The organism is Vulcanisaeta sp. JCM 16159 (assembly GCF_001316265.1).
Classification (GTDB): Archaea; Thermoproteota; Thermoprotei; order Thermoproteales; family Thermocladiaceae; genus Vulcanisaeta.
In genome coordinates, this window is record NZ_BBDN01000016.1 from 1 (window position 1) to 15,536 (window position 15,536).

The following is a 15,536-nucleotide window of genomic DNA, read 5'->3' on the forward strand; positions in this document are numbered from 1 at the left end:
CTCTTGCCATTGCCCGTGAACTTTATGGTGATGCTTGGCGTGAGAATACTCTAGAGCTTAATGCGAGTGACGAGAGGGGTATAGCGATGATTAGGGAGAAGGTCAAGGAGTTCGCAAAGACCATGCCTACCGTGAAAGCGCCCTTCAGGCTAATAATTCTTGATGAGGCTGATAACATGACGCCAGATGCCCAGCAAGCCCTTAGGAGGATAATGGAGATGTACACGGCATCCGTCAGATTCATACTACTTGCGAATTATCCCTCCGGCATTATCGAACCAATACAGTCAAGGTGCTCCCTATTCAGGTTTTCTCCCCTGCCTAAGGATGCCGTGCTTGGTAGGCTTAGGGAGATTGCTTCGAGGGAGGGTGTTAAGGTCACTGATGAGGCCCTCGAGCAATATGGGACATAAGCCAGGGAGACATGAGAAAGGCAATAAACACACTACAGGCCGCTGCTTCGTTTGGTGGCGTTGTCGACGAGGAGGTGGTTTATAGGGCATTGGGCAAGGTTAGCCCAACCAGGGTTAGGGCGATAATTACGGAGGCGGTGATTGGCGACTTCGGCAAGGCGGTTAAGGAGGTGGTGTCATTAATAAGGAATGAGGGCGCCGACCCCCTCGACATCATTAAGATAATTCATAGGGAGGTTGTCTCGGCAACCTCGCAGTTAAAGGTTCCGGAGGAATTAAAGCCCAAGGCTGTGTATATCGTTAGCGAGCATCATTATAGGCTACTCAGGGATCAAGCGGTGAGTTGCAGGTATATGGATTACTTGCCAGGATCAGGAAGTTACTTCATGAAGGTTATAAATAATTTTTTTTATGGAGAGAAAGGTTTATAAATAATTAAATGATGTGCGAAAAGCTTTAATAGGGGATATTTATGTCTAACCCCGAGCAGGAAAGGAAGGACCAGCAAGGCGGATCTAATTTACTAAATAAATTAAGGGTATCGGGTAAGATTATAGAATTTAAATCTGAGGGCGAAGAAAAGCTTGTGTGTCCATACTGTGGGTCAACAACGTTCATTTTCGATTACGAAAATGGCCAAGTAATTTGTGCTAAATGCGGTTCAGTTGTTCTTGAGCATGTTATTGACTTAAGCCTGAGTGGAGGGCTTTCACGGCTGAGGAAAAGGAAACTAGGGCGAGGGCTGGTGGCCCACTTAATAGGTTAACCAGTGAGGCTTTGACGACGACGATTGACTGGGCAACCAAGGATGCGAGTGGTAAGGAGCTTGATATTAAGAGGAAGCTTGAGATTCTGAAGTATAGGAAGTGGCAACAGAGGGTTAGGGTTCAGACGAGTTATGAGCGTAACATCATACAGGCAATGAATGAGTTGAGCAGGATATCATCGCAGCTGGGCATACCGAAGGCCTGCGTTGATGAGGCCATGGGTATTTATGAGCAAGTGCTTACGAAAGGGTTAGTTAGGGGTAGGAGCGTTGAGGCTATTGTGGCTGCTTGCCTGCACATGGCCTGTAGGAAGATTGGTATGCCCAGGAGCCTTGATGAGATTAGTCAATACACTAGGGCGAGTAGGAAGGAGGTTGCCAGGTGCTTCAGGCTCATTGCCAGGGAATTGGGTGTTAGATTGCCGCTTAGTGATCCTAAGCTCTATGTTCCAAGGATTGTCGAGCAGCTGAAGCTTAGTGGCGAGATACTTAAGGAGGCCCTTAATATTCTTGAGCAGGCCAAGAAGAAGGGCCTAACGGCGGGTAAGGATCCAGCCGGTCTCGCCGCTGCCGCTGTTTATATAGCATCTCTCCTGAGGGGTGAGGTCAGGACACAGAAGGAAGTGGCTATGGCCGCCCAAGTCACCGAAGTTACGGTTAGGAATAGGTATAAGGAGTTGGCTAGAGAGTTAAACATTAAGATACCGATAAAGTAGGGTTAAAAACCTTAAAAATTAATTTTCCCTAGTCTTCCTGGGAATTTGTGTGGGATGCGAGATCTGTGAATTAATGCGTAATGAGGAATTGGTAATAATCAGGAATGAAAGGATCATAGTTCTTCATAATCCGCACCCATTCAATAATGGGCACTTAATAATTGCACCAATAATGCATCAATCAATTAATGAAATTGATGAGTCATTATTTACTGAGCTTATGGATATGACGAAAAAAAATTAATCAATATTTTGGCTAAAATATATAATCCGCATGGTTTTAATGTGGCTATATCATTAACGCCGCATGTGCACACACAAGTAGTTCCTAGGTGGAATGGTGACGTTAGCTTCATGACCCTCTTCTACAATGTTAAGGTTGTTCCGGAGACGGTTAGGGATTCCGTGAGTAGGATAAGGAATGCGGTGAGGGAGTATGGCCTTTGAGATCATTGACCTGATAATATCGATAATAATATTGATTATTGGTTTTTCCGTATTCACGGCTATGGTTAATGATTATAGAATAGTCGTAACCGCCTCTAGAATACTCAAGAAGAAAGTGAGGGTATCTACCTTTCATGAGTTGATGCTGCCGATATATCCATCACTAATTCATATTATGATAGTTAATGTTAAGCACTAACGGATAATATTGATGTTGAGGTTCATGGAAACATGGTTAGGGTTATTAACAAGGGTAATGTTGTTAATGATACGGAGATTAAGATATTAATTGAAGCCGTAATAATCGGTCGATTAGGTGATTATCCGGTCAGGGGTATCATTACCTTATCTCCTTACTAACTCGATAACCATAACTATTACTAGTACATCGAGAATGATATTTATGAAGCACATGGTGTATAAGCCGATTGTCGACATTGACGGTGTCATAACAGCCAGAACAAGCAACACCACATCCGCGCTAGTTACTGCTAGAACAAGTAGTAGTATTATCCACATACTCATGATGAAGGAGTAATTCGCCACGGCTAGTAACGAGTAAACAATAGCCGTCATCAATATTGCTACTAAGAACTTATTCAATGGGTTGAGAACGCCAAGGTAGGCAAAGTCAAGTACTATGAGTATGAACTCCACGTACCGTACCAAGGCCATGTACGTGAACAACCTATACATTGACCTAGTCCTAAATGCAATGCATTAATTAAGTATTCTCCCCGGTAGTACCATGAATGATATTAATACTTATAAAGGGGGCAATGAGTACGTAAGCAGGATGTCGCAAGCAACGCAACCACCAGTTTTACCACCACCGGATCCACTCGTTAAGCGGCCTAGGTTGATTAGTAGTGGTGGTGTTTTAGGTAATGAGTGGAGGGTTGGTAGGGGCTACTCAATTGGTGAAGTTAAGGCTGTTGGGTTAACGCCTGGAGAGGCTAGGTTATTGGGCATTAGGGTTGATATAAACAGAGACACTGTTTGGGACATTAACGTGCAGAGACTTAGGGATTGGCTGAATAAGGTCATTAAGGGTGAGGTGCTACCGCCTGAACCTGCATTGCCTAAGGCCGTTAAGATTAAGCGTAAGAAGGGTAGAGTATTCAGGGCATTGACGCCTGCTGGTCGTAGGATGAGAGGTTTAGTGAGTGTTGTGTTAAGGGAGACCCATGTTCATAAGTGGAGGAAGAAGGCCAGGGAGAGGACAGAGAGGAGGAGGCATGAGGTTGTTAGGGCCAAGGGTGGTCATTAAAACTAGGTAAGTTTGCTTATTATCTCTGGTAATTGCGTCAATGAATCTATTTCATAAAATGGTTTAACGGGTAATTGCACGCTCGTTCTCTTCACAAACACGACCTTTAAATCAAGGAATTTCGCGCCAATTACATCCTCAATCAAGCCACTAACGATTAAGGCATCACTTGGTGATACGCCGGCCCTGTTTAGGGCTGCTTGGAAGATCTTAACGGCTGGTTTACCAACCTTTGTTAGGTCTGAGCTGACGACACCCTTAAAGTACCTAAGTAGGTTATTCTTTAGGAGTATTTTCTTTGCTACATCATTGTCCAGGTTTGTGAGTATGTACATGGGTATGTTCATTTGGGATAGCGAGTCTATGGTATTAATAACATCGGGATAGAGCTCTGACGTCTCTACAATCAGTGATGATACTGCATTACCAAAATAATCAAGTTCAGCTGGGCTCAGGCTTAAGGAGTACTTCTTCAGTAGTGATATCATGGTCTCCCTGGCCAATTGTCTCAATGACCTATAGACGCCCTTGCTTATCAACATGTTGTACCTATCCTCCCACTCCTTCTTAAACTGATTCGTGAGTTCATCGAGTGAGACCTTTATGTTTAGTTCATCCTTGATTAACTTAGCACTCTCAGTCTCAAAATGCGTTAGCCTAACCAATGTATTGAGTACTTCAAAAAAATAGCGTCTTCATACGGGACCCAAACTTTAGTTGAATATTTAAAGATTAATGTGCACGGCACCAAATCCTTAAAACGCCACAAACTATATCATTAACGTGAGGATTGAGGTATGGGTCGAGGTTAGGCCCACGGAGGATGAGGAGAAGGTCAGGAGGGCATTAAGCAATGTGTTTATTTATGATGAGATAAGGATTGAGGAGAGTGAGGGTAAGAAATACATCGTTGCTCTGGGGAATGGCTTTAAATCATTGATTAAGGTACACAACTTAATTAAGGAGCAGGGTATTGAGGACAGCGCACGCTCAGTATTGATGAGGGGCATCGATGGTAATAGGGTGGTATTTTACCTACATAAGCAAGCGGCCTATGCGGGGGTCCTTACATTTGTAACTGAGGAGAATGAAAGCCCATTGGGCCCCATAACATTTATTGTTGAAACTAATGACCCAAGGAGGCTAATTGATTGGTTAGCGCCGAAAACATCGAGGGGTAAGAGACTCTATGAGGTTCAGCCTCCCGACGACCCATAAAGATAAATTCTAAAAAGGTGTTGGGTAATCCACTAATCGTGGTGAGGTACTTAGTTGCGTCGTTTCCGTGGTCATCAGACGTGGGTGATGATATAGCGAGGACGCTAGGACTAACCCACGCCACGCTTGAGACTAAGCAATTCCCTGACGGTGAGTCATACGTTAGGTATCCCATTGATGTGTCGACTTACGATGGCTTAATACTCATTCAAAGGGCTTACCCTGATCAAAACACTAGGCTTATTCAGGTAATGCTCGCAACACATGCCGCGCGTGACTTAGGTGTCAAGCACATACACATTGTTCTTCCCTACCTACCCTACTCAAGGCAGGACAGGAGATTTAGGGATGGTGAGCCTATAAGCCTACAAACAATGCTTTCCCTGTTTTCATCCATTGGTGCATCATCGATAATTACCGTGGATGTTCACAAACCCGAGGCTTTCAGGATAGCCAATACTCAATGCATTAACATAGAGCCTTTCGAGCTTTACGCGAGTAGGCTCGGGAAAATGAATAATGTGGTACTACTGAGCCCAGACGTCGGTTCACTATGGAGGGTTAGGAAGGTCAGTGAGTATTTGGGGGCTTCGTTTAGTTACCTTGAGAAGTTCCGTGATAGAGTCACGGGTGAGGTCACCATGAAGCCCAAGGAACTTGATGTAGCTGGTAAGGAGGTTTTCATAATAGATGATATAATAGCTACTGGGGGCACGATAATAGAGGCCACGAAAATATTAAGGTCCTTAGGTGCTGTAAAGATTCATGCGATTGCGACGCATTGCCTATTACTGAACATGGCAGACTCAAGAATGTTTGAGGCTGGGGTTTCCTCAATAACCTGCTCAAACACAATACCAACTAGGTACTCAGAGATTAATGTGAATAACCTAATAGTTAATGTGATTAGGGGATTATTAAAGTAGTGGTTTATTAATCGTATTGAGAAATACTGTATGTGAGGACGCTGGGGCAAGTGTTGAGAGATTACTTGAGTAAGAAGGCGCTTGTGGGTGGTTACTCATGGAATGTTGATAAGGCATCATCATTAATCGAGATACTGACATACTCATTAATACCAATACCACTCATTACGTACTTACTCACCAAATCACTATTTTTACCATTAATTCTAATGCCAATACCATTATTACCTACCTTACTCACGTTAACCTGGGCAATTTACTCAGTGGATACGGTTAAGGAGAATATTGAGTGGGAATTACCATTCTTCGTGGTTTTACTTGACATAATTCACGATGTTGGTGGAGACATAACCCACGCATTTGAGATAAGTACTAGGGTTGGGCTTCGGTGGATTGGTAGGGAGTGGTCGTTAATCAAGAGGTATTCGCTGACCACGAACTCGTTAACGAGAGCCATGCAATTAAGGGCTAGGCTACATCCGAGCATTGAGTTTCAGAGATTTATAAATGGTTACGTATCAGTGTGGGGCTATAGCGGTGATGTGAGTAATTACGTGAGGAGTATTGAGAACACGTACCTTTCAATGCTAGGTAATAAATTATCCTCACTATCTAGGCAAATAATTGATGTGGTTGTGGCAATAGTATCATCGCTAGTTATACTAATACTCTTTGTGATAATCACGACGATACTCGGCATGAGCTATGCAATACTATACATAATGCCGGCTGTGGCGCTATTATTACCAGCTTTATAATAAGAGTTCATCAATCAATACCGTACATAATACGCATCAACCTCATGCACGATAAAAACACGTACATGGTATTGATCACCTCAACCATGGTTGCCATCCTCCTCATAATTTACCTTGGGGTTAAGGGTGTGATCTCGTTAGTATTACCACCACTTCTGCTATCCGTATTAGTGTCTCGTAAGATAAATGACATAAGGAACTCAATAATGGCACTACCCGACCTAACACGTGACATAGCAGAGATTGTTAAGGCAGGCGTAAGCATAGGTGCGGCCTTTGAGAGGGTTATTGATAATCCATACCCACGCCCATTAATTACATACCTACAAAGAATTAACCAACCTGGTAGTGCCGCTGAGGTTCGTGGTCCATGGTTAATAAAATTCGCAATTAGCATTCTGAGGGAGATATCAACCTTGGTTCTCCATCAAAGGCCCTCGATAGGCTTGTTGAGGTATTCCTCGAGTTGAAGACGATAATCACAGGCATTGGTTATGGCGCAAGATCATTACAGATACTTAATTACTCACTACCATTTATATTTGCCGGGATAACATACATAAGTAGGTTTGTGGTCTCAACGATAAGTTCAATAATTAGTAATGCGCCTTATTCATTAGTTGGTTTATCAATGCCCAGTATCAATGCGGTGCTAATGCCTCTATTACTCACGGCATACATAATAAGCCTATCCGTATCACTACTGGCATCACTACTTAGCAACCTAACCATAAACCCAACAATTAAGTACGCACTACCAATACCACTAACCCTGGCCCTAATGTTCATGGCCGTGGAAATACCCGTGTTGGCGTAAGACTTTAAAAGAGCTGGGAGTCAAGCGTAGTTGTGTACGTACCAAGGACCCTAGTAATTGGCAGGTGCTGGAGGTGCGGTAAGAAGTTATTTAAGTATGATGATTACTACGTATGCCCAAAGTGCCACGCTATATACTGCCCGACATGCGCCAAGAAGACCTTCTATAAGTGCCCAGCGGACGGAACACCACTAGAGGCTAGGTGACATGGCCGTATTAACAGGCCTAATGTCCTTCACAAAGGGACATGACATCAGGCGCTCAGCATTACCGGGCCTAGTGGTTTATTCGTGTCCCAGGCAATAAATGGCGTATTACTTTCCGCGATCGTCAGTGAGCATGACTACGTAAGGCTTGACGACGATAAATTCACGAAATTGCTTTTCGCATTCTCGCCTATCATTAGTAAGGTAATCAAGTTAACAAACACAAATTACTACACATTCCTTGGTAGGTATACATATAATGGCGAGAGGTTCGTTTATGAGCCGTATGTTGACCTTATGAAGACCATTACAATAAGTATTACGAGGAAAAACGTGAGGATAGTGTATGGCGAGAATAAGGTACGTTTAAAGAGGACCAGGAAGGGCTACACGCCAAGTAGCATGCTTGAGACGCTTGGTTACATAGTGAGGAGGTTACATGGCGGTAATGCTTAAAGTATTCCATAGTGATTAATCGTAATGTCCCAGGGCATAAAGTTCGAGGTAATAGACGTACCAATACCAGAGGGTACAAACGTAATAATAGGCCACAGCCACTTCATAAAGACTCTTGAGGACATTTACGAAGCACTCGTAAACACGGTACCAAACATAAAGTTTGGCCTAGCCTTCTGCGAGGCGTCCGGTAAGAGATTAATTAGGCATGAGGCACTGATGAGGAGTTAAGGAAATTAGCCATAGACCTTTGCAGAAAAATCGCAGCTGGTCATACGTTCGTGATTTACCTAAGGAATGCATGGCCAATAAATGTGCTCAATGCAATTAAGCACGTGGTTGAGGTGGTGAATATATACGCCGCCACTGCAAACCCCCTCTCCGTTATCGTCGCCGAGATAGCCCCCGAGAGGAGGGGTGTTGTTGGTGTTGTTGATGGTCATTCACCACTTGGTGTTGAGGGTGATGCCGACATTAAGGAACGTAGGGAGTTGGTTAGGAGGTTTGGCTATAAGCTTTAGGGCATTGGGACCTCGCAATATTAATTATTGAGACCAACTTCTCCCTAAAACCCTCCAATTCTCTCATTAATTCATTAATTGCTTGCTCAACTAGAGTACCTGGAGCTGCGTCTGAGGGTAGGGACTTGGCAATGTTGTCTAGGAATTCCCTGATGTCGGGTGGTAGCACTGGGTAAGCGCTTATTAATTGCCTGGCGATGTTGTCATACCCCTGGATCCTCATTAATTCCCTAATGAAGTATCTTATCCTACTCTCCGTGTTGTAGTAATCATCCAGCAGGTTCACTAGGAAGTCTATGTCGAGGTTTACGGAGCACTCCCTGTAATTTAAGTCTATGAACCTCAATAGCGTAACTATGTACTTGATGCCACGTTCACCGACCGCGTGCCTAAACCAACCCTTACTGATCAGTTGAGCCACGTAATCCCTAGCCTCAATAACCTCATCAACCACGCAGTACTTGGTTAATACCCAGTTAAATTCTTATCCATGACTAAGCAACTCGGAAAGAGCCATGTGCGTACTCTGCGTAAGTGCATAGTCAAGGAAGTCCCTAATACCGTCAGGATAACCCTCACTCCTTACGCCCTGGCACATGCCGATAATTAACATAATAATTACCGTGGTAAGTAATATGGATATTACGTTACCAAGAAGACCAAAGGCAACATTGTTCCTATTCTCGAAGTCATCAATATAGGTCCTAACATCGTTATAAACGGCTGCGTAAACGCTATGATCAACCCTAACGGGCTTCAGGAAACTGGGTCTGGTCTTCCTCTCCTCATGGCCATAAATTAACTTAATTGTGTAGGTCTCGGAGACGATACCAGCGGCGTCAACGGCGTCATCACCATCACCCTGAGAGGCAAAGAGAACCTCAAAGACATCCTTCATGAAGTCAGCATTGAATATCCTCGATAGGGAAATAACTAGGGAAAGCCTGGAACCCTTACCTTCTCTCATGAGCGAGGTCATGCCATAAATAACGAAGGACGCAACTGCATAACTAATCCTAATAACCTCCTTAATAATTTCACCATCAGCATCACCAACCAATGACCTAATGAATTCATCAACAACGGAATTACCCATCAGGCAGATTATCGAGAACAGAAAAATAAACCTACCGCCCATATTCAATGAAAAAAAATTTATTTTTCCATAAGCAAAAACCTAAACAGGGACCGGGCCTGGAGGGTCTACCCAACCCTCCCCTGGGCAAAACCCAGCCGATGGGTTCGGAGGCCGAAACCCATGTAATGCCTTACGTGACAAACCAGGGACCACCGGTACCTCAATGATAACCGGTCCCCTGGGGCGTCCACGCCGTAGCCGGTCAACCGTAGGGTTGGCCGGTTACGGATCCCGACGAACCGGGTTAGGCCCGGGAGGGAGCGGCCCTAAGTCGGGGTGGGCGCGTTCAGGGGGTTGCCGGTTGGAGAACGGGCCGGTGAAATCCCTGGTTTGTCACGTAAGGCATTACATGGGGTTGGGTCCCGTCTTTATTTAATTCGTGTTCTTAATTATCATTGATTTGTACGCATTTTGTTCATGTATTATCGCAATTACTGTCTACATTTAACTGGAATACATGCTTACTAATAATGTGTATACTTTAGTCTCAATGTTGTTCAGGTTTAATGAGGGCCTGTTGGTTAGGATTAACTATTCTGCATAGGATAGCCTGTTTCCTTGTTGGTAATTCATGTTCCTGGGGTTAGTTATACGCGGCGGTGATTGACGTATTTGTGAATTATTGAATAAATAATTGGTTTGTACTTAATTATTTATTGTGGTTATTTTCTCAATTTCATATTCATAATTTGCATTACTATTCTTAAGCATGTTTTCCCTCCTTATCAATTCTTTGTTGATGTCTATTCCATAGGCCTTCTCCAGTATTCTCAATCTAATGCTCTTCTTTATGTCGACATCGCCAGAATTCGTCAGTATGCTCTGGAACTCTATTGAGCCATTGTTAATTATAGGCTCCACAATATTACTAACTATTCTCTTGCCATTTCTTATTGTTGTGAAGACGACACTTGATAGTAGTTGTAGGTTGCCAATATTTACGTTCAACGGTGGGTTAGTTAATCTTATCAGTAGTTCTTCGGGTGTTGATGCGTGGAATGTGGTTAACATGCCGTGACCAAGGGCCGATGCTTGAAAAAAGTGCGTGAACTTCTTCACCTCTGACTTCACCAACAATTATGTAATCTGGTCGGTATCTCACTGCTAACTTAACTAAGTCGAACATGTTTATTCTTGATCGCTCATCCTCGTTTTCCCTAGTAAACATTCTAACCCAGTGCGGGTGCGGTAGGCGTATTTCCGGTGTGTCTTCTATCGTTACAATCTTCGAGTAAATAGGTAGCTTACTGGCTATTGCGCTTAGTAGTGTTGTTTTTCCGCTGCTCATTGGGCCGCTAATCATTATGAAGCCCTTAAGTTCAGTGATTAGCCATAGGTAAGCAGCCGCGCTGGGCTTTAGTGTACCCTTTAGTATCAGTTCCTCAAGGGTTAGGGATTGCGGTGGGAATTTCCTTATACTGAAGGTTGGCCCTATGGTTATCTCACCAATTGTTCCAGTAAATCTATGGCCCTCAGGGAGTATGGTCTCTAAGTACGGCTTTAATAATGAGACAGATCTAGGCAACCCCCTCTTGCTAATGCTCATTATGAAGTCCCTGGCCTCAACCTCAGAGTTAAACCTGATATTCGTCACAAGCCTAATTCCTGGTAAATCTCTATGTACCACAGTTATTGGGTATGACCAATTATTAAGTTCGACTTCCTCAATGTTAGGGTCGAAAAGGGGCACCGTTATCGGTCCATACCCCCTCAAATCCCTCAATAGATAGTAGATTATAGGCTCCATCAATTGTTTACTACCTAAGTTCCTTAATGTCTCGTTCATGGCATCGAATATCGTTATACTTCGCTGTCTCATGGTGTCAATGACCTTGCCCTTCAAATCTACGCACTGCGTATCGCATTTAGGCTCCTTAACTATGTAGTAGTATGTGTCTTCCCTGGTGACTATGGAGACGGGTATTCTAAATGTAAATCCATCTATATCGACATTAACCACGTAATTACTCATCAACTATTGATTCCCAAATAAAGATATAAGCCACTAACGTAATTTTAATGGAGATTTAATGAGATAGCTAGGATCTCACTGGGAAATCGCTATGCTCTCTGCAGCAACTGTTTGTCCGTTTCCCGTTTGCCCCTCAATGACGACTATGTACTTATTGCCCGTTATGAACTGTGTCGATGATGTACCAACAATGCTTGTCGACTGACCTGGATTTAACGATGTATTTAATGGCTGCGACACTATGGGTGTCTGTGAGTCCTGTGGGTATATGTTTATTGAGGTTAAAGTTATTGGTGTTGTACCTATGTTTTCCACGGTTATTGAGTATACATTACCTGCCAGTTGTGGGTTGACTATACTTATTTGCGCCTGCGTTGTTAGTACCGAGGTTCTTGATTGGAAGTAATTATACAGCATTATCGCGGCCACTATTACGAAGACTATCATGAGTATCGTGTATATCGGCCCACTTAAGTCCCCTCTTTTTTTGTCTGCTTATTTTTCTTGTATTACTTCCGTAATACATCAGTAGGTTAGTCTCAAGTTGATATTTAAGTCACTAATGGTTAAAAGTTCATGAAATGATGTACTGCGTAGTGTTTGTTTCGTACACCATGCATATTGTGGTATTTGCAATGCAGAATAAGGCACTAACCTGCATTGCTGGTAGGGTATCTGTCTATTGATTATTATGTAGTTTTCTGGAGCCAGGTATGTATTATTCATTTTTACTTCTATGGTGTTGCCCTGGCAGTTCATGTATATGTTCTTCAGGTTTATTGATGTATGCCCATCGTTATAAATCACCAGGTATAACTGGTTAATTGACCCGTTGGTTACGATCACGGCGTCCGGTATGTAAACGCTTGTGCCCGCCATTTGGTTTATGGAGTTCATTAATGATAAGGCCAACCCCATGTGGCCGAGTACGATGAATAAGGCGTAGCCTAGGTATATCGAGCCAATCAACAGCATTGCCTCGGCTATTAACCTATCCAGTGCCATCCTAGTTATTAATACTCAACCGCTTAATAAGGGACTACAGTAATTATTCCTCGTTATTCGTCTATCACTTGCGTGGTGTAAATCTTTTTAAATGGTTTAGTTACGCCTTGACCGATGAGTACTGAGTCTGTTGCTGAGGCTTGGCAGCCTAGGACGTGGGTTGGTAGGTTGGTTAAGGAGGGTAAGGTTAAGTCTATTGACGATTTATTTAGGCTTAATCTACCCATTAAGGAGTCTGAGATCATTGACTTCTTCCTGCCCAATCTTAAGCATGAGGTTGTTAGTATAAACATTGTGCAGAGGCAGACTGACGCTGGTGAGGTTAGTCAGTTCCAGGTGGCTGTGGTCATCGGTAATGAGGATGGTTATGTGGCGTCGGCATGGGTAAGGGTAGGCAGGTTAATCAGGCTATTGAGAAGGCTATTAGGGAGGCGAAGCTTAACATAATACCGGTCAGGAGGGGTTGTGGTTCATGGCACTGCTCATGTGATGAGCGCATAGTGTTCCATTTAAGGTAGTTGGCAAGAGCGGTAGTGTTAGGGTCATACTCATACCAGCGCCTAAGGGTGTCGGGCTTGTGGCTGCCGACGCCGCTAAGGTGGTTCTCAGGCTTGCGGGTGTTAAGGATGTTTGGTCATACGCATGGGGCGAGACGAGGACAACGCACAACTTGGTTAAGGCCACGTATGACGCGTTAAGGAAGACCTACGCCTTCTCCATCTAGTCCCGTGAGGCTAAAGCTTAATAAATCATTGGTTTATTGGGCACTGACTATGCAGGTTCAGGAGGGTGCACAGGCCGTTAAGGAAGCGCCTTACACGCGGATTGCCGTAATTAGGCTTAAGGGTTTGGCGGATACATCGCCCGATGTTGAGAGAGCGCTGGATCTCCTTAGGTTGAGGAGGAGGTATACATGCATCGTCATTGATGAGAGGCCATCATACATGGGAATGCTTAATGTTGTTAAGGACTGGGTCACCTGGGGCGAGATAGATGCTGATACCCTGGCCGAATTATTAAGGAGGAGGGGTAGGCTCGTTGCTATAAGCATTAACTGACGATTGGGTTAAGAGGTATGGTTGGTCAAGTATTGAGGAGTTTGCGTTGGCATACGTAATGGGTGAGGTTAATCAACTTGCCTGTCCTGAGAATAAGCCGTGGCCGAGGTCAGGCAATAAGGTGCTCTGCATACCTGGCCTAAAGCCTTCTTTAGGCTCCATCCCCCGTCAGGCGGCCTTAGGAGCATTAAGAGGGGGTTTAATGAAGGTGGCGACTTGGGTTATAGGGCATTGCCATTAATGAGTTAATACTTAAGATGCTATAAACAACAAAAATAATAAAGTAATAATACATCACCTCAGGTTTGCATGATTTCTCCATCCTTTGGTTCATGGAGGGAAGGTCATAAAATTTATTAAGGGTTTCAATAGTCAGTCGTAGTCATGGTTAGGAGATTTGAGAGGAAGGTTAGGAAGTATAGGGGTTCGAGGACGCATGGCTGGGGTAGGGTTGGTCAGCATAGGAAGAGTGGTTCCAGCGGTGGTAGGGGTAAGTCAGGTCTTCATAAGCATAAGTGGTCGTTGGTGTTGAAGTATGCGGAGGACTCCAGTGGTTACCCATTCTTTGGCAAGCATGGTTTTAAGCAGCCCGAGACGATAGTCGCGGCCAAGCTGTGCATTAATGTTGGTGAGCTTGACTCAATGCTTGATGAGTTAGTCAGTAGGGGATTAGTGCAGGTGGTTGATGGTAAGTACGTCGTTGACTTATTGAGGATTGGTTTTAATAAGTTGCTTGGTAGGGGTAGGGTTAGTAGGCCCATGATTGTTAGGGCGGCCTGGGTTTCTAGGAAGGCTGAGGAGAAGATAAGGTCTGCTGGGGGTTCCGTGGAGTTGATTAGGGGTATTGTACATTCATAGTTAGGGTTGTAGGTAAAAACAACAACTTAATTATGGATTGTTTGATAGGATTGGGAATTTGGATTGTGATGATCACGGCATGGGATGGTTAATGCAAAAGAGTTTTCGTTGGATCTTAATGCGATGTTTACTTAAGGTTATTGGTACTACTAATGATGAAAAGCGGCAAAGCGAGGAAAAATCCTAAAGCTTAAAAACCTCCTCAAACGATGGAACTCTAACGAGGCAGGGGATGATGAATGGCTAGTACTGGTGGGCGTAGGTTTATCGATATCGTGGAACCAATACTACGCTTAATGCCAACTGTGCCTAAGCCAGGGAGGCCCTGGGAATGGGTTCAAGGTTGTTCTGGACATTCTTGGCGGTGACTGTTTACCTGTTGATGTCAATAACCCCGCTCTATGGTCTTAGCCCCACAACGCCGTCATTCTTCCTATCGCCAGCCATAGCATCCATACTTGGCATAACCTTTGGAACACTGGCTCAGTTGGGTATAACGCCGATAGTCGTGGCCGGCATAATACTCGAGATCCTCGTTTTCTCGGACATGATTAATGTAGACCTTGAAGACCCAGAGGATCAGGCGAAGTTTAACGCATTACTTAAGCTGCTGGCGATTGTCTTTGGTCTCCTTGAGGCAATAGCCTGGTGACCAGCGGGCAGTTAATCCCCGTTAATGCCCTTGGCGGCGCCTTAATAGTCATTCAATTGTTGGTTGCTACGGTAATAATAATCCTGATGGATGACATGATATCCAAGGGATGGGGACTGGGCAGTGGCATATCGCTGTTTATATTGGTGACTATTGTTAAGCAAATGTTCGCAATGGCCTTCTCACCATTTACCCTACCAGGTACTGTGATGCCCTACGGCGCAATCCCCGCGTTGGCCGCGGCGATATACTACGCAATGGCCGGTAACCTAAGTTACCTAATGGGTATACTTTACCAAGTGAATTTACCGAGCCTAACTGGCCTAATAGCACAGTAAC

General features: G+C 44.1%; 23 protein-coding genes, 1 other RNA gene and 5 pseudogenes. 21 read left to right on the forward strand and 8 right to left on the reverse strand.

What is annotated here, in order from left to right; genetic code table 11:
- From JCM16159_RS12175 to JCM16159_RS19610, 6 genes and pseudogenes are all read left to right on the forward strand, one after another.
- A pseudogene (locus JCM16159_RS12175) lies at positions 1 to 816 on the forward strand (replication factor C small subunit); the annotation flags it as partial.
- Positions 817 to 885: 69 nt separating this feature from the next.
- Positions 886 to 1,895: pseudogene (locus JCM16159_RS12180) on the forward strand (transcription initiation factor IIB).
- A 49-nt stretch (positions 1,896 to 1,944) separates the two neighbouring features.
- Positions 1,945 to 2,139: an HIT family protein gene (locus JCM16159_RS17785; RefSeq protein WP_243666853.1), complete on the forward strand. Its 195-nt coding sequence runs from the start codon at positions 1,945 to 1,947 to the stop codon at positions 2,137 to 2,139.
- A gap of 8 nt (positions 2,140 to 2,147) precedes the next feature.
- Positions 2,148 to 2,342: a hypothetical protein gene (locus tag JCM16159_RS17790; RefSeq protein ID WP_243666854.1), complete on the forward strand. Its 195-nt coding sequence runs from the start codon at positions 2,148 to 2,150 to the stop codon at positions 2,340 to 2,342.
- Positions 2,332 to 2,541 carry a hypothetical protein gene (locus JCM16159_RS17795; RefSeq protein ID WP_243666855.1) on the forward strand — a complete coding sequence of 70 codons (210 nt, stop codon included), beginning with the start codon at positions 2,332 to 2,334 and terminating at the stop codon, positions 2,539 to 2,541. The genes JCM16159_RS17790 and JCM16159_RS17795 overlap by 11 nt, the downstream gene beginning before the upstream one ends.
- A 32-nt stretch (positions 2,542 to 2,573) precedes the next feature.
- Positions 2,574 to 2,702, forward strand: a complete 129-nt coding sequence (locus JCM16159_RS19610) for a hypothetical protein (protein WP_367834507.1) — start codon at positions 2,574 to 2,576, stop codon at positions 2,700 to 2,702.
- On the opposite strand, the gene JCM16159_RS12195 is transcribed toward JCM16159_RS19610, so the two are convergent.
- Positions 2,688 to 3,038 carry a hypothetical protein gene (locus JCM16159_RS12195; protein WP_054858001.1) on the reverse strand — a complete coding sequence of 117 codons (351 nt, stop codon included), beginning with the start codon at positions 3,036 to 3,038 and terminating at the stop codon, positions 2,688 to 2,690. The two genes, JCM16159_RS19610 and JCM16159_RS12195, sit on opposite strands and share 15 nt — an antisense overlap.
- Before the next feature lie 100 nt (positions 3,039 to 3,138).
- On the opposite strand from JCM16159_RS12195, the gene JCM16159_RS12200 reads away from it, so the two are divergent.
- Positions 3,139 to 3,612 (forward strand): ribosomal protein L13e, encoded by a 474-nt coding sequence (locus tag JCM16159_RS12200; protein ID WP_054858022.1) that lies wholly within the window; start codon positions 3,139 to 3,141, stop codon positions 3,610 to 3,612.
- 2 nt (positions 3,613 to 3,614) lie between these two features.
- Here the strand turns inward: JCM16159_RS12200 and JCM16159_RS12205 are convergent, their stop codons facing one another.
- Positions 3,615 to 4,277 carry an HAD family hydrolase gene (locus JCM16159_RS12205; protein ID WP_054858002.1) on the reverse strand — a complete coding sequence of 221 codons (663 nt, stop codon included), beginning with the start codon at positions 4,275 to 4,277 and terminating at the stop codon, positions 3,615 to 3,617.
- Positions 4,278 to 4,395: 118 nt separating this feature from the next.
- Here JCM16159_RS12205 and JCM16159_RS12210 point away from each other — a divergent pair, with 118 nt between their 5' ends.
- The 8 genes and pseudogenes from JCM16159_RS12210 to JCM16159_RS12230 all read left to right on the forward strand — a co-directional run bounded on the left by JCM16159_RS12210 (position 4,396) and on the right by JCM16159_RS12230 (position 8,514).
- Positions 4,396 to 4,830, forward strand: coding sequence for an RNA-binding domain-containing protein (locus JCM16159_RS12210; protein ID WP_054858003.1), 435 nt, complete (start codon positions 4,396 to 4,398; stop codon positions 4,828 to 4,830).
- Positions 4,831 to 4,868: 38 nt separating this feature from the next.
- Positions 4,869 to 5,756 carry a ribose-phosphate diphosphokinase gene (gene prs / locus JCM16159_RS12215; protein ID WP_054858023.1) on the forward strand — a complete coding sequence of 296 codons (888 nt, stop codon included), beginning with the start codon at positions 4,869 to 4,871 and terminating at the stop codon, positions 5,754 to 5,756.
- A gap of 32 nt (positions 5,757 to 5,788) precedes the next feature.
- Positions 5,789 to 6,514 carry a type II secretion system F family protein gene (locus tag JCM16159_RS17800; protein WP_243666856.1) on the forward strand — a complete coding sequence of 242 codons (726 nt, stop codon included), beginning with the start codon at positions 5,789 to 5,791 and terminating at the stop codon, positions 6,512 to 6,514.
- A 128-nt stretch (positions 6,515 to 6,642) separates the two neighbouring features.
- Positions 6,643 to 6,984 carry a hypothetical protein gene (locus JCM16159_RS17805; protein WP_243666857.1) on the forward strand — a complete coding sequence of 114 codons (342 nt, stop codon included), beginning with the start codon at positions 6,643 to 6,645 and terminating at the stop codon, positions 6,982 to 6,984.
- The gene (locus tag JCM16159_RS17810; protein ID WP_243666858.1) at positions 6,981 to 7,331 is read left to right on the forward strand and encodes a hypothetical protein; all 351 of its coding nucleotides are present in this window, start codon (positions 6,981 to 6,983) and stop codon (positions 7,329 to 7,331) included. The genes JCM16159_RS17805 and JCM16159_RS17810 overlap by 4 nt, the downstream gene beginning before the upstream one ends.
- A gap of 32 nt (positions 7,332 to 7,363) precedes the next feature.
- A complete protein-coding gene (locus JCM16159_RS17815) occupies positions 7,364 to 7,537 on the forward strand; it encodes a hypothetical protein (RefSeq protein WP_243666859.1) in 174 nt (57 codons plus the stop codon).
- Between the two features lie 84 nt (positions 7,538 to 7,621).
- Complete coding sequence (locus JCM16159_RS12225; RefSeq protein WP_243666860.1) at positions 7,622 to 7,993, forward strand: hypothetical protein; 372 nt, start codon at positions 7,622 to 7,624, stop codon at positions 7,991 to 7,993.
- Positions 7,994 to 8,017: 24 nt separating this feature from the next.
- Positions 8,018 to 8,514 (forward strand): annotated as a pseudogene (locus JCM16159_RS12230) (adenosine-specific kinase).
- Here JCM16159_RS12230 and JCM16159_RS12235 read toward each other — a convergent pair.
- Positions 8,489 to 8,968, reverse strand: a complete 480-nt coding sequence (locus JCM16159_RS12235) for a hypothetical protein (protein WP_054858004.1) — start codon at positions 8,966 to 8,968, stop codon at positions 8,489 to 8,491. The pseudogene JCM16159_RS12230 and the gene JCM16159_RS12235 overlap by 26 nt on opposite strands.
- Before the next feature lie 30 nt (positions 8,969 to 8,998).
- Positions 8,999 to 9,610: a hypothetical protein gene (locus tag JCM16159_RS12240; protein ID WP_243666861.1), complete on the reverse strand. Its 612-nt coding sequence runs from the start codon at positions 9,608 to 9,610 to the stop codon at positions 8,999 to 9,001.
- An 86-nt stretch (positions 9,611 to 9,696) separates the two neighbouring features.
- Here JCM16159_RS12240 and ffs point away from each other — a divergent pair.
- Positions 9,697 to 10,018: signal recognition particle sRNA (ffs, locus tag JCM16159_RS17820), an RNA gene on the forward strand.
- Positions 10,019 to 10,297: 279 nt separating this feature from the next.
- Here ffs and JCM16159_RS17825 read toward each other — a convergent pair.
- The 4 genes from JCM16159_RS17825 to JCM16159_RS12255 all read right to left on the reverse strand — a co-directional run bounded on the left by JCM16159_RS17825 (position 10,298) and on the right by JCM16159_RS12255 (position 12,629).
- Positions 10,298 to 10,663 carry a hypothetical protein gene (locus JCM16159_RS17825; protein ID WP_243666862.1) on the reverse strand — a complete coding sequence of 122 codons (366 nt, stop codon included), beginning with the start codon at positions 10,661 to 10,663 and terminating at the stop codon, positions 10,298 to 10,300.
- Positions 10,608 to 11,624, reverse strand: coding sequence for a type II/IV secretion system ATPase subunit (locus JCM16159_RS12245; protein WP_243666863.1), 1,017 nt, complete (start codon positions 11,622 to 11,624; stop codon positions 10,608 to 10,610). Before JCM16159_RS12245 ends, JCM16159_RS17825 begins: the two co-directional genes overlap by 56 nt.
- A 75-nt stretch (positions 11,625 to 11,699) precedes the next feature.
- On the reverse strand, positions 11,700 to 12,071 hold the full coding sequence (locus tag JCM16159_RS12250; RefSeq protein WP_243666864.1) for a hypothetical protein: 372 nt from the start codon (positions 12,069 to 12,071) through the stop codon (positions 11,700 to 11,702).
- 78 nt (positions 12,072 to 12,149) lie between these two features.
- A complete protein-coding gene (locus JCM16159_RS12255; RefSeq protein ID WP_054858006.1) occupies positions 12,150 to 12,629 on the reverse strand; it encodes a hypothetical protein in 480 nt (159 codons plus the stop codon).
- A gap of 114 nt (positions 12,630 to 12,743) precedes the next feature.
- On the opposite strand from JCM16159_RS12255, the pseudogene JCM16159_RS12260 reads away from it, so the two are divergent.
- The 5 genes and pseudogenes from JCM16159_RS12260 (at position 12,744) to JCM16159_RS19625 (ending at position 15,535) form a co-directional block, all read left to right on the forward strand.
- Positions 12,744 to 13,353: pseudogene (locus JCM16159_RS12260) on the forward strand (30S ribosomal protein S5).
- 49 nt (positions 13,354 to 13,402) lie between these two features.
- Positions 13,403 to 13,936: pseudogene (locus JCM16159_RS19615) on the forward strand (50S ribosomal protein L30).
- Between the two features lie 135 nt (positions 13,937 to 14,071).
- Positions 14,072 to 14,545 carry an uL15 family ribosomal protein gene (locus JCM16159_RS12270; protein WP_054858008.1) on the forward strand — a complete coding sequence of 158 codons (474 nt, stop codon included), beginning with the start codon at positions 14,072 to 14,074 and terminating at the stop codon, positions 14,543 to 14,545.
- Positions 14,546 to 14,876: 331 nt separating this feature from the next.
- Positions 14,877 to 15,197 carry a hypothetical protein gene (locus JCM16159_RS19620; RefSeq protein WP_367834508.1) on the forward strand — a complete coding sequence of 107 codons (321 nt, stop codon included), beginning with the start codon at positions 14,877 to 14,879 and terminating at the stop codon, positions 15,195 to 15,197.
- Positions 15,194 to 15,535, forward strand: coding sequence for a hypothetical protein (locus JCM16159_RS19625; RefSeq protein ID WP_367834509.1), 342 nt, complete (start codon positions 15,194 to 15,196; stop codon positions 15,533 to 15,535). Before JCM16159_RS19620 ends, JCM16159_RS19625 begins: the two co-directional genes overlap by 4 nt.
- Position 15,536: the final 1 nt, after the last annotated feature.